Annotated in this window: 5 protein-coding genes and 1 pseudogene; 2 read left to right on the plus strand and 4 right to left on the minus strand. The window is 57.5% G+C overall.

The genetic code is table 11. The features are described from left to right. Positions 1–224 precede the first annotated feature (224 nt). The 3 genes from G6R38_RS27695 to G6R38_RS28315 form a co-directional block, all read right to left on the minus strand. A complete protein-coding gene (locus tag G6R38_RS27695; RefSeq protein WP_166832125.1) occupies positions 225–641 on the minus strand; it encodes a hypothetical protein in 417 nt (138 codons plus the stop codon). Positions 642–1,234: 593 nt separating this feature from the next. After that, positions 1,235–1,453 carry a hypothetical protein gene (locus G6R38_RS27700; RefSeq protein WP_166832127.1) on the minus strand — a complete coding sequence of 73 codons (219 nt, stop codon included), beginning with the start codon at positions 1,451–1,453 and terminating at the stop codon, positions 1,235–1,237. A 196-nt stretch (positions 1,454–1,649) separates the two neighbouring features. Beyond that, entirely contained in the window at positions 1,650–2,057 is a 408-nt protein-coding gene (locus G6R38_RS28315; RefSeq protein WP_390881488.1) for a tyrosine-type recombinase/integrase, read from the minus strand. 768 nt (positions 2,058–2,825) lie between these two features. Here G6R38_RS28315 and G6R38_RS27710 point away from each other — a divergent pair. Then, positions 2,826–9,938 carry a beta strand repeat-containing protein gene (locus G6R38_RS27710; RefSeq protein ID WP_166832129.1) on the plus strand — a complete coding sequence of 2,371 codons (7,113 nt, stop codon included), beginning with the start codon at positions 2,826–2,828 and terminating at the stop codon, positions 9,936–9,938. Positions 9,939–10,915: 977 nt separating this feature from the next. On the opposite strand, the pseudogene G6R38_RS28220 reads toward G6R38_RS27710, so the two are convergent. Then, positions 10,916–11,006 (minus strand): annotated as a pseudogene (locus tag G6R38_RS28220) (transposase); the annotation flags it as partial. A 1,275-nt stretch (positions 11,007–12,281) separates the two neighbouring features. Here G6R38_RS28220 and G6R38_RS27720 point away from each other — a divergent pair. Further along, positions 12,282–17,780: FG-GAP-like repeat-containing protein (locus tag G6R38_RS27720; RefSeq protein WP_166832131.1), on the plus strand; the 5,499-nt coding region annotated here is incomplete at its 3' end.

Here is a 17,780-nt window from a genome sequence, read left to right on the forward strand (position 1 = left end):
GATCCGACTCGTTACCGAGTATGCCAGATGCAGAGACCGAAGCAGTCAGGACGCCTAGGTCTTCAGTACCGCCAGTGACAGACTCGCCGTCGTTGATCGTGACCTTGAGACCAACCATTGGTGAGGGCCTAACGACTGCGTTCACCCGGCCGCCGCGAGTGACGTTGAATTCAGGAAACGCGCCGTCGGCGGCTCGGCGTGCAACGCTTGGTTCTGCACCTTCTTTATTCGTCCGGAGCCGATTCGCCAATTGCACGGTCGCGATACTCGCGCCAGCCATCGATCCCGGCGGTTGGGTCTTCTGTAGATTCGAGGAATTCGCCAGTGCTGCAATCGAGTGCTGTCCAGCCTTCTTCACGGCACAACGCGACGATTGGTTGAACGATTTCATTTGAAGCGCGAACGTGAAGCATCATGCTTGTAGCCGGATCATCCTTCCCGAGATTGAATTCAATTGAACCAAGTGGGGAGTCAAAAATTCCCCAAGCAGCATTATTCCAGTCAGTTCCGGGGAAATGCCTCGTTACGGCAGCATGGACATGCGACAGTGTTCCGATCGGGCTTGTAGTTTCATCATCGGGGATATCTTCAACCGAGGCATACGGCTGGGAAAACTTCATGACGGAAACGTCCCAGCTCATTGATGGTCCTTTCGGTGCAGAACGCCCGCAATCACCGGGCACGAGGAGTTAACGTGGATTACAGAAGCGACGCCCGACGAGGGCTCCGGTGCAACCGATGGTTATCCGAGTGATTGCTTCAGTCTTCATGCTACTGGTTCGACATACCTTCTTCTCGAATTTTCGGGGCGGTCAAAGCGAAAAGGAGACATGCGAGTGATGAGACGATGGCGAGTTCTACCAGTAGTTGCCCCGCATCGATAATTGCCCACCTGTACCCTGTTCCTCTGTCTTGATAACTCTTCATTGCGGATTCTTTGGGCCCCGTCAGGAAAAAACCACGACCTCCGTCAATCTCGTACGGCACAACGTCTGATCCATTCAGTCCCCATCCGACCACACGATACGGGGGAAAGACTGACAAAAACAGCGTGACGACGCTCGCAATCAGAAGAATGAAATACGTCTGACTCTTCATTGTTGGGCTCAGGATTCCAAATGTGACCGGATAACGGCAGGGATCAGCGGGCGGCGGCGAACAACATGGAGCTCACCAAAAACCGCACCACCGCCGCTCCGTTGCATCCCATGGTTCGTCGGTTCCTTGTGCGTAGTCAAAGAGCCTCTTCGGAAACCAACCAATTTGATTCGTCTGCGGAGTTTAGGACACGGTCCATGTATTCGGCGACAAATTTTGCGATTCCGGGAACGTCTACCGCCCCGTGATTCATGGTCAAGTATCCATCCGGCTCATACGAATTTACGTCTACGTACTCGACCGTCGGCAGCGAATCGACAATCTGCTTTGGATCTCCGGTACGCGGGTACGCCATGTTGATATGCTCGAAGGTGAACTGTACGTAATGCGCAGGATCGGCGCAGGACTGTAGGGTTACGCACCAGTCTTGGTCGCACAGGTCGATGGCTTTCTGAATGTGGGGTTCGATCCAGTGCATGTCAGATGGGGAATATGCTTGTCCGACGAACTAGTGTTTATCAAGAATGATTCCTAACAACATGCGCACGTTATTAGGAATGGAAACAATCGAAATCTGCAGGGCTGCGAACGCCACGGCCATCACGGTTTAAAACATGGGTATAGATCATTGTCGTTCTAACATCCTTGTGCCCAAGGAGTTCCTGCACCGTTCGTATGTCGTAGCCCGCCTCGATCAGATGCGTGGCAAACGAATGACGGAACGTGTGAGCTGTGACGCGTTTCGTGATATCGCTCTGGCGGGCTGCGGTGCGAATTGCCTTGGAAACCGACGACTCATGCCAGTGATGACGGCGGCAAATCCAGTCAACGTAAGCTTGTTCCATTCGGCGGCTGTAGTGTTTGACCCGCGGAACCTCGATCACGGGGTCGTAAAGTCGTGGAAATGGCCGATCGCAGAACAGACCGAGGTGCGTGCGTTGGGGCGTTACTGTGTTCATGGTCCAGCCCCTCCCGAATGGCCGGAACTGTTCAACAGTGGACCATAGGCTGCTTGGGAAGTCAAGCGTTCTGCACTTTACGGATAGCGAAGCCAGAAACGCGTCTGGATTCATCGGCCATGCTGAAATGCTGTCTTTGGGGCCGTTATGCCGACTTGAATTGCCGTGGATCGCACGGTAACGCAGGCCTCTGAGGTCGCCAGGTGTGTGTACGCCAGGTCGATCTTCCGTTTCCACTTGAAGTCCCCCTAACAGAATGAGTTCTTCAACGCGTACTTAACGACAGCTCGCAGGTTCCCTTCACGTTGCAGCGGCAGTCGCTCTTCTATTGCCAAGCGGACGATTTCTGCAAGTGAGAAATTTTCAGTCACGTACCGTTCGCACATCCGTGTAACGATTGATGTCGTCTCAGGAATAGGAACGACGATCTTCTGACCATCCGGCCCTTCGATGTCAAGGTAGCCGATCGTCGTTTTGCTTGGGCCGGGGAAACCCCTTGCCCAACTTGCCAGTTTTTCCCGTGCAAGCCATCGATTTTTGCATCTAAGCTGATACGTAGCGGACTCGCTGACATCTTTCTTTCGACTGGACTGTTGGGTGAGAGCAAAACCGCAATGACTCTACAGTTAGTCTGATTGAAAAGGATGAATGATGCGAGACAAGCCAGAGACGGTATCAGCAGGAGTGACTCGGAATTCGGTCAAGGTGTCCGAGCGGGCAATTTCTCGCTATTTGATGAAATGCACGCATCGAGACAGAACAACCCGCGTGGCTGCTCAAGCGAAGGAACTGTTTCGCACACGAGCCGCATTGCCGGTCGATGGCCTGAAAAAAGTGGTGCGGCATGCCGCAAATGCGGGTCGTCGCCTTTTCGAACAATTCCGAGCAGCTTCATATTCGGAGACGCGTCGTCCTCGGATGGAGGCCGGAGTTGGGTTGTCGGCAGAGGTGCTGGAAGATCGAACTCTGTTAAGCGCGGAGTTTTCGCTGCTGGGCGGGGAACTATCGCTTCACAGTTTCCAGGAGGATGCCGAAGAATCGCTGACGGTTCGAGAAACCGACGATTCGTATGAGTTCGAGCTTGCCGAGGGGGTGTGGTTTGGAACCGACAGCTCACAAGTTCTGGGAGCGGGTACGAACGTCCTCGAACTGGGCAAGTCGACGCTCAATGTCTCAGCGGTACGGATTCTTGATGGCGATACAGACGAGAATGTCGATCCGCATTTGAATTTGGAATCGGCCGATTTCACGTTTCTCACCGGGGGATTTGAAGCCGAAGGTGTAGGCGACGTTCACGTTTCCGAAACCTCGACATTGACGGTCGCCGAATTTCAGGTTGACGGAGAATCGGTCTTGATGGCCGGGGCCGTTCGGTCGAATGGTGGTGTCGTGCAACTACAAGGTGATCGCAAGTTGCGTGTCAGCGGAGTTGTCGATGTCTCATCGGCTGATGGTCTGGGCGGGACAATTCACCTGACCGGCGAGCAAGTCACGTTAACCGATGGGGCGGCGATCTCCGCTGATGGTGACCTTGGCGGTGGAACGATTCTCGTTGGTGGCGGTTGGCAGGGACGAGATCCGTTCGTGATGAATGCCGCGACGACCACCGTCTCCGCAACCGCGACCCTCTCCGCAGATGCCCTTTCCGAAGGGACCGGAGGAACAGTCGTCGTTTGGGCCGATGACGCGACAGAGTACGCCGGTTCGATTTCCGTCCGCGGCGAACAAGGCGGACAAGTGGAAGTCAGTGGAGCCGAACAACTCGCGTTCCGAGGAACCGTCGATCTGCACGGCACCGCAGGATCGGCTGGCTCGTTGTTGCTCGATCCGCGAGACATCATCATCGTGGATGCCGCTCCAGCTGCCAATGACGGCGAAGTCTCAGACGGTTCGGTGGGAGCCGGTGATGGCGCGAGTGGGGAAGACTTTACGATTTCCGATGACGCCATCGAGAACGTGAACGGTTCGGTCACGCTAGCCGCCTCACGGGACATCACACTCCAAGCGAGCGTCGTCCTGAACATGGGGCCGGATGGGATCACGCTCAATGCTGGACGCAATCTCAATCTGCAAAACGGATCCGAAATTCGGACCGACGGAGCCACGGTCAATCTAACAGCAGACGCTTCGGTGACGGGATCGACTACCATCGAAACGACAAATCCCGGTGGCAGCTCGGGGAGCGTTTCGATCACGGCCGGGACTTTCGTCGATCTGATGGGAACGATCGACACGTCTGGAGCCGATGGCAATGACGGCAGCGGTGGAGGTAGTCCGTTAGCCGCGACTGATGGGCAAAACGCCGCTCCGATTACCGTCTCCGCCAATGGCAACGACGGTATGGGCAACGCGATCACATTGGGCACGGTCCTGGCAGCGGGCGGGAAGGGCGGCAACGATTCCTTCGATATCGGTTCGTCCCGAGCGGCAGGCAACGGCGGCAACGGTGCAACCGTCACCCTGACCGCAAACGCAGCCGGAGGCGTGAACGTCGCAGATCTCCAAACGACGGGTGGCGACGGGGGCAATCGCACCGTGGCGGCAGGCAATGCGGGTGCGGGAGGCTCGGCGGGCTCGCTCAGCGTGACGTTGGCCGACGGAACCGCCGATTTGGCAAACGTCATCATGACCGGTGGTGACGGCGGGCAGCATACGGGACTTTCCGGGAACGCCGGTGACGGTGGCGGTGGCGCGTCGTTGAACATTTCGATCACGACCGGCGAAACCATGCTCGGAACCGTTCGCACGGATGGCGGCGACGGTGGTGACTCCGAACAGACGACCGCCGGCTCTGGTGGTAACGCCAGTACGATGTCGATTTCCGCCGACCGCGTGACCTACGACACCCTCTCGGCAGCAGGTGGCGTCGGCGGCGATGATCTCATGATGACTCCGCAAACCGCGATTGGCGGCTCCGGCGGATCCGGTGCGACGATCACCGTCACGGCTGCGGAAACGGTCGTAGGAACGACGCTCGTCGTCGATGGCGGAAGCGGCGGCGACGGAAATCCCGGTGGCGACGGTGGCAACGCGGGAGCGGTTTCTCTGGAAGCGAGCGGAATGGGACTGGCCGTCGATTTGGAAACGGTCTCCGCAACCGCAGGCAACGGCGGACAAGGCACCGGTGCGGACGGCAACGGTGGTTCCGGCGGGAGTGCCGGTTCCGTCACGATTACAGCCAACAGTGCCAACGCAGAATTCACGAGTCTCAACGCCGACGGTGGCGATGCAGGCAGTTCCAACGGAACCGGTTTGGGTGGAGCCGGCGGTGCGGGGGCGGCGATTACAGTCGATGCCGACGCGATCAGCGGTCAAGACGTGTTTGCAATCGGTGGAACCGGGGGAGACGGCAGCCAAGGCGGAGACGGCGGCAATGCGGGTTCGGCGAAGTTGACGGCAACCGCCAGCACAGTGATGGCAATCGATCTTTCGGGAACCGTGGATACCTCCGGCGGCGACGGCGGAATGGGAACGACGGCGGCCGGCGGCGGAGCGGGCAACGCCGGGTCCTTGACTCTCACCGCCAACAACGGCACGGCTAACTTCGGCATGTTGTTGGCGAACGGTGGCGATGGCGGAGCCGCGACCAATGGCGGCAACGGAGCCGACGGTTCCGCGGGGGCGACCATCGAAGTCAGTGCTGCTCGGATTGACGGAAATTCCGTCTCGGCGAACGGCGGTGCAGCAGGAAGCGGTGAAGCCGGGGGAGACGGCGGCAACGCCGGGTCGGCTTCGTTAACGGCGTCCGCTGACACTGATCAAGCGATTCAACTCTCCGGTGACGTCTCCACGACCGGTGGTGATGGCGGGAACGGCAGCACTGCCGATGCTGGAACCGGTGGAAATGCCGGGACGCTGTCCGTCACGGCGAATGACGGCACGGCCATGTTCCAATCACTTGTGGCAAGTGGGGGCGACGGCGGAACCGCGGACATGGGTGGCAACGGCGGAGCGGGCGGTAGTGGTGCTGGGATTACGGTCAACGTGGAGCAAGCCAGCGGAATCGGAGCCATCGCCGATGGCGGAACTTCCGGCGACGGCAACCAAGGTGGAGACGGTGGAAACGCCGGATCGGTCAAGATCACCGCAACTGCGATGGCCGACCCCGCTTTGGAATTGACGGGTACGACAAGCACCTCGGGTGGAGACGGTGGAAACGGATCGGGATTGGCTGCCGGTGATGGCGGAAATTCCGGCACGATCACCCTGACGGCCGGTGATGGAAGTCTTGTCGTCAACACCGTCGAAGCCTCCGGCGGAACCGGAGGAATGTCTGGCAGCGATGCTGGCGGAAGTGGTGCATCCGGTGGAACCGTCACGCTCGACGCGAGCGAAATCGAGACCACCGACGTTCGTGCGGATGGCGGTGATGGTGGCAACGGGACTGTCGGCGGCGACGGTGGAAATGCAGGTTCGATCAAAGCCAATGCGTCCGCAGCGACGACAGAAGCCCTCGTCATGTCCGGCATTACGTCTGCATCCGGCGGCAATGGTGGAATGGCAACAGACGGGAGCGGTGGAAGTGGCGGGAACGGAGCCACGCTCAATCTCTCTGCAAACGACGGAACCGCGATGTTGGGAATGCTTCTGGTGAGCGGTGGAATCGGCGGCATGTCCGACACCAATACCGGTGGCGGGGGCGGTTCCGGAGGAAGCTTGACCGTCAAAGCGAATTCGGCCACGATCGAGACCGCCCGATCTGATGGTGGTGACGCCGGTGACGGAACGACTGGTGGTGACGGAGGCAATGCCGGTTCGGTCAAATTGACGATCTCCGGGTCGTCCGACATGGCCCTCAACGTGACCGATACCGTCAGCGCTAGCGGCGGAAATGGCGGTCAGGCATCGGACGGCACCGGCGGAGACGGTGGAAACGCAGGGACGGTCAACCTCGCGACCAACTCCGGTGGAATGGCGTTCGGAACAGCCGCGGCCACCGGTGGTGACGGTGGTGCATCGCAGACCGGTGCCGGCGGAAGTGGCGGTTCGGGTGCTACTGTCAAAACAACCGCCGATAGCCTGATCGAAGGTATGCAGGTCACGGTCGCCGGTGGCGATGGAGCGGAAGGCATGCCTGGGGGCAGCGGCGGAAATGCGGGCTCTGTGACCATCAAATCGACGGCAGATTCCGGCATGTCCATCGACATTCAAACAATTACCGGAGACGGCGGAGACGGTGGCGATGGAGCCGCAATGGGTGGTTCCGGCGGCGACGGCGGGAATGCCGGCGGGATTGGCGTCACGGCGAACAACTCCGGCGTGACAATTGGAATGGCGATGGCGAACGGCGGAAGCGGTGGAACAGCCGACGGAACCGGCAGCGGAGGCAGCGGCGGAAACGCGAACTCCGTCAACATTTCCGCGGGCGGAATGGTCAACGTCATGACGCTTTCGTCGACCGGCGGCAACGGTGGGATGAGTCCGGAAGGAACCGGCGGCAACGGCGGGTCGGGAGCGACGCTGAAAATCACCACCGACGACCGCATCACGGGCGAATCGTTCCTGGCGGACGGTGGAGCCGGTGGCATGGGATTCCCAGCCGGTTCGGGCGGCAACGCCGGCTCGATCACGATCACCGCAGATGCCAGCGACATGCTGGCCATTGAATCGACCGGTGAAATCTCCGCAAGTGGCGGTCAAGGTGGTGACACGGAAAGCGGAACCGGGGCCACCGCAGGTGACGGCGGGAACGCAGGAAGCCTGTCGGTCACCGCTCAGGCGGGTGACATTTCGATCGCGACGGTCGCCGCAGCGGGAGGGGACGGCGGTCAAGGTTCGGGTGGCGGTTCGTTCTCTGGCGGATCCGGTGGAGCCGCCGGTTCACTGACCGTCGATGCCGTTGAGGGAACCCTGACCGTGACGGACACCGCTTCGACGGCGGGCGGCGACGGACAAAACGGTAGCGGCGGAAGTCAGGGAGCTGGCACCGGCGGTACCGGAGCAACACTTCAACTACGAGCCGACGCGGGAATCACCAACTCGACCGCTGCAACCTTCGATGCGTCCGGCGGAGATGCCGGCACCGTCTCGGATGGGGCCAGCGCGGCGACCGGTGGTACCGGCGGATCGTTAAACATCGACAGCGCCGCGGGACCGATCACGATGGGCACCGGAACGGCTGCCGGTGGACAGGGCAGCGGCGCCGGCGGATCAGGCGGTTCCGTCAACGTCCGAGCGAGTCAAACCGTCGAATTCGACACGCTGATTAGCAACGGTGGCGATTCCACTTCCGGCGACGGCGGAGATGCCAGCACCACGACCGTCACTAGCGAGAACGATTCGATTATCGGAATGACGATCTGTGCCGTCGGCGGTTCGGCTTCCAACGGCTCACCCGGTGCCGATAGCAATATTACTCTCGACGCCGCCAACGACGTGAATGTCACGACGACCAAAGGCAGCGGCACCGCAGTCAGCGGCAACCTGTCACCCGGTAGCAGCCCAGGGATCGGCAATTACGATAACCTGACGATCCAAAGCGGCTCGACTTACACCGCCGAAGTCCAGGACGACAACCCTAACGGAGCCGAAGCGGGCGACGATTACGATCAGTTGAACGTCACCGGAACGGTTACGATCGAAAACAACGTGACACTCGATCTTGAGAATCTCGGTTCTTCGGAAATCGAGGCCGGTGACGACTACGTGTTGATTGCCAACGATGACGACGATTCGTTCAATGGCCAGTTCAGCAACGTCTCCGAAGGGGCGAATGTTTCTTCAGAGTTGGGATTGTCGAGCGATCTCACCGCGACGGCCACTTACCAAGGTGGTGACGGCAACGATTTTGTCGTCGAAATTCGTTCCACCGCCGAACCAACCCCCGAAGCGGATATCTTGGGCGAACGGGAGTCTCAATCGATCACCCCCGATGAAATCGATGACTTCTTCAGCCAAGTGCTCTCGGGTGATTTTGATGACAGTCAATCCGATCTGGCTCAGCAGGACGATCTGTTCTTCTGGAGTCCGATCGATGGTCGTAATGTAGTCGTGCTCGGTGATGGCAGCGTGATTCAAAATCCGGTGCCGACCGCAGCGATCAATGGAAACTTCCGAGAATTCGTCGCTGGCAACTTCGACGGTGGCGGCGGAGACGACTTGTTCTTCTGGGATCCGGAGACCGGTCGGAACCGTTTGTTGCATCTTCAAGCCGGTTCGTCAGGCGGGGTTGAAGTCGCCAATGTCGAGACCGACATCGTTCCGCGAGCGGCCATCAATGGCAACATGTTCTCGCGTCTTGTCGCGGGGAACCTCGACGGCGGCGGCACGGATGACTTGTTCTTCTGGCAACCGGGACCGGGAACCAACCGCTTGGCTCATTTGGATGTCGTCGTTCCTGGGACAGACAGCCAATTTGACAACGTTCAGACCGAACCGATTCCCATGGTCCAAATCAATGGGGAGTTCTCGGATGTGCAAGTCGGCCAGTTCCGCGTCGGCGGCACCGAAGAGTTGTTTTTCAGCGACCCGGTCTCGGGACGCAACCGCATGATCTTCCTGCAACCGGGCGTTCCTAGCGACACCACGGAATTCGAGAGTGCCACGACCAACGTGTTGCCTCCAGCCGCGATCAACGGCAACGCGTTCACCGAGATCGCCGTTGGAGACTTCAACCTGGACGGACAAAGCGACCTGTTCTTCTGGGATCCGGAGACCGGTCGGAATCGGTTGGCGGTCAACGACGATTCATCCGAGGCGGACTTCGACTTTGTGATTGATCCGATTCCGCGATCGTTCATAAACGGCAACGCCTTCCAAGTCGTCACTCCCTTGACGAACGAACCGGACGACATGACTGCGTTGAATGCGTTGTTCTTCTGGGAACCCGACACCGGTGCCAACCGCCTTGCATTTACCGAACCGAACGGAGCCATGTCGTGACGGCAATGACAGCTTGAAGCTTGGTGCGTGATTGGAATCAAAATTGATTGAGATCTCGGCGACGCGAACAGTTTGTTCTGGGATCGGCGCGATCGATTGCGGATGAAGCGACATGACTGATATCAACAAGTCAGGAAGAGAGACACTCTGGAACAATAGGCATAGTCCCTGACGGCGTCGACCACTTCGCCAGCAGTATCAAAGTTGCGGAAAAGCCACAATCCAATCGTTGTTCACAACGTACCCTACCGCTGGCAAATTATTCCGTAATAAGATGTTGCGTTCAGTAGTTTGCCCCGACAGAACGGATGGCTGCCTGACTTCGGTTCCTTTCAAGCAGGCTCTGATTGAGAATCAGAGTGACTCTCTCTTCTGCCGACCAATAAGTCAGCGGTCATGCATAGTGTTCATACACCGAGCTTTCCGGAGCTATTGACGCAAATCCAATCCCGCTTGATTGTTTCCACCTATCAAGCGGGACGATAACCGATCCCACGTTCAACAGTCCGCCAGTCATCATTGATGATGTCATTAGCCGTACGTCGATCAACAGCGAATTCGATCGCGTTGTCCGCCTGACCGAAGACGTCTTCAGTAGTCCCAACATCAATGAGCTATTCTTCTGGAACCCATCCACTGGTCAAAACAGGATTGCCTTCGTGTAAAAACGCATTCGACAATCAAGCTGCCTTTGGTTTCGTGGTCCAAACTGCTTTTTAGAACACTTGGACTATGTTTCGTAGACCTATGTTTTTATAGGTTCTGAGATTTCAAGACATTTCTACAACACGTCGGTCCTTAGCTCGACTTTTGCCAATTCAGACAGTCATTGTAAGGCGTTTGAGTAGGTAACCTTTGAACTCAAAGGCGAACAGAAAACTAGGTTTTGATTGGTTGTGTTGCAGGTTGGATGTCTTGATAGCAGATGACGGTCATGGCCAGAGTATCCCAAGCGTCGATGATTGTGCCGTCTCGGTCGTAGCGGATGCGGAGTCTTCGCAGACCCTTGAGCCAAGCGAACGTGCGTTCGACGACCCAACGGACTTTGCCCAGGCCGCTGCCATGGTCTTCGCCTTACTTGCGAACATGGGGCTCGATTCCCAGCCAACGAAACAGAATGCGAGCCGTCTCGCCACTGCAGCCGAGTTCCGGCATGCGACGACTAGCCATCGATTGGTTCCCCTCAAAGAAGACGATGCTCTTTAGAAACCGCAGCCGACAAACGGTAGGCCGCGGTGTAGGCACAATCAGGGCATGGCGGTGGAACGAGTCGATCTCGGATTGCACGAATTCCAGGCGAAAACAGCTATCTCATCATTGCCGCTTGCTACGATCCATGCCATAGGTTCGAAGAGTGTCCGGTCGCCAAACGGTTGCAGGGCTCGCTTGTCATTAGGCTATTAGCGAAGCTGAGCAACCAGTTTTCACGGAAAATTCTTTGCCACTTGCTTGACTAAAAGACCAAAGGTACCCAGACTGCACAAAAGCAATACAAGTGCATGTATATCCAATTTGTAAGTGCAGCTTTTGTGCCTTGTAGCACAAAGCTCATGTGTACGCGTTGTGCATGTTCAATGTGGCTCATGTCAATGAGAGGCGTTATCACGAGGAAAATGTCACCGCCGGAATCTCCAACAAGTTATCACCGACACCGAAGTTTCAAAGTTGTTGTCAACCACTAGGCGATGTTGATTTGCATGTTGTGGTCACGTTTTTTGGGTTGCGCTACCGGCCGCTATACTTCCGTCCGACCAATTGGAGTCTGAAGGGGAGCCGCGAAGAGAATTTGTGAACGACTTGAAACAAACGAGGCTTATCAATCAGCAACTCTAAGAAACCCCAAGGGGGCACTCTCCGATCGCATCGTGTGCGATGTCGAAACTAAGAGACACCTGGATCGATACGTTCGCGCCGTTGTTTTGAAAACAACAACACAAGCGATCTGTTAGACGAATCCCTGGATGGAGATTGTGACAACGCGGCACTGAGACTCAGTGATCTGAGTTGCACGCCCTAGTCAGTCATCGCCATTGCTAGTTCCTCTGTAACGGGTTCAGGGCGAAGACTATTTCGGGTAGGAGCCGGATTCTGAATGGGTAGTCAGTCCAATTGATTCCACGGTGATGATATCGCCACCACGTCGACTGTTGATCTGTCGGCGAAAGGGGAGGCGAAGCAATCTTGTCCCGAAATGAGTGACTAGAAACCGGGTTGATGCGACTTACTGGCTGGATGCCATGAAAACGCTAATTACCAAAAGTGTGTTCAAGCCGTCCGTTTAACGGCTTTGTCTGTTCAATAACTCTTTCTAACACTGACCAAGCACAATTAGGAACCCTCAAGATGGTGAACGGTTTCAAAGAATTCTTGCGTGGCCTGCGACGCATTCCCATGACTCGTCGATCAAGCCAGTCGAAAGGTCGAGATCGGCGACGCGCTGAATATCGTTCAGTCGTTGAGGCGATGGAGTCAAGAGTCCTTCTGACGCCTGTGATCTCCGACATCTCGAACCAGTTCGTCGTGGAAAATACATCGAGCGACGCCATTGCTTTTACGATTGATGATGCCGAGACCCCGGCCAACGATCTCGACGTGATGGTGATCTCGTCAGACGAGACGATTGTTCCGATCGGCAACATCGTGCTCGGTGGCAGCGGCACAGACCGAACGATCATGGTGACACCAGCCGCGGACCAAGTTGGGACCACGACAATTACCGTCACTGTCATCGACGGGGATGGTTTGGAAGCAACCGACACATTCGAATTCACCGCGACCGCCAATCAGCTCGTGCCGTTTGGTTTGCCGGAGTACTACGGTGACGAGATCGTTTCGTACTCGTCGAACCAAGCCACCGGCGACTTCAATGGTGATGGCAACGTCGATTTGATCATGGCAGGTAACACGTTCAACGATCTGGCATTTTTGGAAGGTAATGGTGATGGCACTTTCCAAGCAGGTCAAGTCTTGAACGCCGGGTTGGATACGAGAGTCTCCTCCTTGAGCGTTGTTGATTACGACAACGACGGTGATGCCGATTTCATCGCTTACGAGTACACACAAGCGACGTTAGATGGTACAGCGGACGAAGGAGCAATCACGCTCTACCGCAACGACGGTGATGCGAATTTCACTCGGGAAGTGTTGATTGGCGGTCTGGTCCAAGGGTTCTGGACCGCCACCGGCGACCTCGACAACGATGGTCTCGCCGACGTGGCGTACGGTGCGTATCGCTTTGATTTCGAAACCCGAACTATTATGGCGGAGAAAGCGTACGCCCTACAGCAACCGGACGGGTCGCTCGGAGAGAAATCGATCTTTGCGGACTACTACGGCGACATTGTCATCGAAGACATAGACGGTGATGGGAACTTGGACATTGTCTCGACCGGCAGCGTCTTTGATTTGAATACGTTTACGAGCACCAACTATCTGCAGATTTTTCCAGGCAACGGTGACGGAACATTCGGGGCCGCTCAAGATGTGGACTCGGAAGCTGCTCCGGAGATCCATCAGGTCGTCGATTTGAACGGCGATGGTCTGAAGGATCTGCTCGTTTACGATCGGGCGGCTGAAGGTCATCTCGGCTACTACCCGCAGCTAGACGACGGAAGTTTTGGCGAGCGGGTCCCGATTATGGCAGGTCACTTGTACTCGCAACATAACCTTGCGACGGACATGAACGGCGACGACGTCCCGGATATCGTGAGTTATTCGTATTTTGGCAACGGCTACCGTGTGAGCTGGGCACCAAACTTGGGAGCCGGCGAGTTCGGAGCACCGATTCTCATCACGCAGGAATCCGCCCAGGGCGGTTTTCAGGTCGCCGATCTCGACAACGACACCTACCCAGACCTCATCATTGCTAGCAGCACCTCCGAAACTCGCTCGGGACCGATTGGCGTCCTCCTGAACAAGACCGAAGAAGACCCGATGGTCTTGTTGCCACCGGAAGCGCGAACGCGTGTCGAAGGTGATCCGATCGATCTGCAAGTTTACTTCGGCTTTCCGATCGAAGTGACCGGCACACCGCGTGTTGAGTTGCAAGTGGGGGACAATACGGTCTTCGCGGATTACCTCAGTGGCTCGGGGACGCCGTTCCTGACATTCCGCTACACAGTTGGCAGCACCGATTTCGATCTCGACGGTGTGCAACTCGCGAGCAACATGATCGACCTCAACGGTGGCACGCTGACCGATCCCGTCGGTGGCGAAGGTGTGCTTGAGTTCCCCAACACGCTATTCGAGGGTGTGTTTGTGAACGCAGTTGGCCCGTTGGTCGACGGCATCACACGGTTGGATTCGACACCGACCGATGTGGATACCGTCCGCTTTGAAGTCACGTTCCAAGAAGACGTGATGGACGTCGACGCGGCCGACTTTGAAGTCGTGATGAACGCCGGTGACTTGTCCGGAGCGACGATTGAGTCGGTCACAGGTTCGGGGACCACATACGTTGTGACCGTCACCACGGGAACCGGCAGCGGTGCATTGGCATTGAACATCGAAGACGATGCCAGCATCACGAACGACGACGGATTCCCGCTCGCCCGGGGCTACTTTGGTGGTGAGGTCTATACCTTGCGACGTGGTGAAGCGACACCGGTGGATCACTACTTCACCGACGGTCATGCCGACTACCATTCGGTTTGGGATGACGGCGAATTGACGTTGGCAGTCAGAGGCGATGACGGTGTGGGATTCGCCAGCAACGAGATCGCCATTTACGCCGACACGAATGCAATCGAAGAACGGCCGGATGACACCGCCTACGATTTCATCGGTGTCGACCCAGGCGAGCCAATTTACGTCCTGCCGAGTTCCCAGGTGCCAGGCGTACCATTCTTGGGCTTCAGTTACGGCATCATTCCCGATGGTTTGTTCGCCAGTTACGTCCCGGACGACCCACGGATTACGTCCAGCACGCCGCGACCGTACATCCGGTTGGAAATGGCCGACATGCGGACGGACTCCGGCGGTGAGTTCTCGTTGTGGTCAACCCCAAGTTCCGGTCCGCGGGTCTATATGACCACCAGCGATGGCATCTCCAGCGAGGATTCCCTCTGGATTTCCGGCCACCTTCACCGAAACATCGCATTTACGCAACCGGGCATCTACGAGATCGATGTGTTCGCGAGCGGGTACCTCGATGTCAATGGGAACGGTACCTACGAGGAGGGTCTCGATAGCTACTACGAAAGCGGCCTTCAGACGATGGTGTTCACCGTCGATACCCTCGGCGCTGCCGATGACACGTTTACGATCTACGAGGGGGAAACACTCGAAGCTGATGTGTCGGTGAACGATGATTGGCACGAAGCGATGGGTGACTACACGGCCACTCTTGAAACCGACGTCGCGAACGGAATGCTGACGCTCAACGCGGATGGCTCATTCACGTACGAGCCGAATACCGAATTCACCGGTACGGACAGTTTCATCTACCGAGTCACCAATGAACGGGGAGGCTTTACCACAGCGACCGCGACAATCAGGGTCTCCGCGAATCGTGCCGTTCCATTCTCACTGTCTCAACCTGCGGCGACGGACCGGAACCTTTCCTACCAGGTGGCCGCGGCGGACCTGACCGGTGACGGGTTAGATGATTTGTTGGTCGTGACGACCTCGGATCGGGACATCACTTACGCACCGAGCTTGGGTGGCGGTGACTTTGGCGACTTGCGGGTGATCGAACCTGGGGCGGCGAATTTCGTCTCTGATGCCTATCCGCTGGATCTGGATAACGACGGCGATCTGGATGTGTTGGCCGTCGGCACGGACACCCTTCAATATTATCTGAACGACGGGTCGGGCAACTTTTCGTCGCCGGTGACGATTGCGAGCGGTGCATTGTTTATTGCCGCCGTTGCCGATGATCTGGACGGCGATGGCGACACCGACTTTGCCGTCACCGACCGCACCGACGGCAGTGTTTACTTGTTTCGAAACAACGGCGACGGGTCATTCGTCCGCGAAGTGGTCGGCACCGGTTTTGATGGCTTGCGAGGTTTGGTCTCCCTAGACGCAGATGGCGACGGCGATCTCGACTTGATCGCCAGTGCCGACGGCACCAACAAAATCTCGTTGTTTGCCAATGATGGTGCAGGCAACTTTGCCGACGAGGTTGTTCTCACGACTGATGTTGAGGGCATTCGTTATCTCTATTCCGCCGACATCGACGCGGACGGCAATGTTGACTTCGTCTCGACCGCCTTCGCATCGAGCGAATTGGCTTGGTACCGAAGCGGCGGAGACGGCACGTTCGAGAAACACGTGGTCGCTGCCGACGCCAGCGGAATTATCGCCGCAGCCATTGGCGACATCGACGGCGACGGCGATTTGGACTTAATCAGTGGCGGGTTTCGCGACAGCTCGGTTGCCTGGTACGCCAACGACGGTGGCGGCAACTTTACCGATCGACAGGTGATCTCGGCGATTCCCGGTGGCGGTATCCTGTCGGTCGCTGCCGGAGACTTCGACGGTGATGGCAATGTCGACGCGGCTGGGGCCGGTACGCCGATACGCAGCATCAGTTCGGTGTTCTTCAACCTGTCCGGAGAATTCTCGAATCAAGTCGTTCCCCCAGAAGATGGGATTTATTTCGAGGGCGAGGCGATCACCTTCGATGTCCACTTTGGCATCCCAGTCGATGTGACCGGCACGCCGGAGGTCCAGCTTCAAATCGGCGATCGTACGGTATCCGCTGAGTACATTTCGGGCAGTGGAACACCGACGTTGCGATTCCAATACGTCGTCGATGCAGCCGACCGGGATTTGGACGGTATCGCGTTCGCTTCCGCTACGGTGATCCTTCCGGCCGGTGCGACGATGATCGGTCCGACCGGCGACGACGTCGATCGAACACTGCCGGCGACCGACATGAGCAGCGTGGTGGTCAATGGATCGGCCCCGCGGGTCGCCAGCATCACGCGGCTGGACCCGGCCGCGACGGCCCAAAGTTCCATGCGGTTTGCGATCACGTTCAATGAAGCGGTCACGGGCGTGACCATCGACAACTTTGCCGTCCACATTGCCGACGGGATTTCAGACGCTGCGGTAACCGACGTGACTGGCGAGGGATCCGAGTACATCGTGACGGTCGACACCGGCAGCGGCAGCGGTACGTTGGGCTTAACCAACAGTGCCGATGGCATCGTCGACACCGAAGGCAACGGGTTGGCCACACCGATCCTCGGGGGTGAGGTCTACACGCTGCAACGTCGCCCGGCTCGGCAAATCGACAATTACTTCACCGAGGGACACGCCGACATCGGCATTCTCTACGGCGACAATCATTGGAGTTTCCAGGCACCGGGCTCCGACTTGGATGCCGATGAGGTGTTGATCGTCGGTGGACCGGACAGCGTCGTCATGGCCCCTGCGGGGAGTGAGTTTGATTTCTTGGGAGCGACGGCCGGCAGCGACATCTACTTGCTGCCGCAAACGGATGTACCGCCGACGGTGCCGGATCTGGGGATCAGCAGCACTGCCAGCCCGAGTGACGCTTTCGCGGCCTACACCAACACCGATCCGCGGGTGGATGCAACCGCGGAGTGGTTGGAGTTGCATTTGGTCGGCATGCGAGGCCCTGAAGGTGGCGAGTTCAGTCTATACTCATCGGGCCTGACCGAACCCACGGTTTGGATGGCTTCGAGCGATGGAATCGACGATTCGGACAGCTTGTTTACGCCGTCGGGCAGCCATGGTCACTACAACTGGGCGTTCACCCAACCGGGTGTCTATGAGATCGATGTGTTCGCCAGCGGATTCCTGGACGCCAACGGCAACGGCACATTCGACGAAGGCATTGACCCCTACAGCGAAAGCGGCATCACAACACTG

It is taken from the genome of Thalassoroseus pseudoceratinae (genome assembly GCF_011634775.1).
GTDB classification, from domain to species: domain Bacteria; phylum Planctomycetota; class Planctomycetia; order Planctomycetales; family Planctomycetaceae; genus Thalassoroseus; species Thalassoroseus pseudoceratinae.

Coding starts and splice junctions, on each gene's coding strand:
- G6R38_RS27695 (WP_166832125.1), bottom strand. CDS start 641: ATGAGCTGGGACGTTTCCGTCATGAAGTTTTCCCAGCCGTATGCCTCG.
- G6R38_RS27700 (WP_166832127.1), bottom strand. CDS start 1,453: ATGGCGTACCCGCGTACCGGAGATCCAAAGCAGATTGTCGATTCGCTG.
- G6R38_RS28315 (WP_390881488.1), bottom strand. CDS start 2,057: ATGAACACAGTAACGCCCCAACGCACGCACCTCGGTCTGTTCTGCGAT.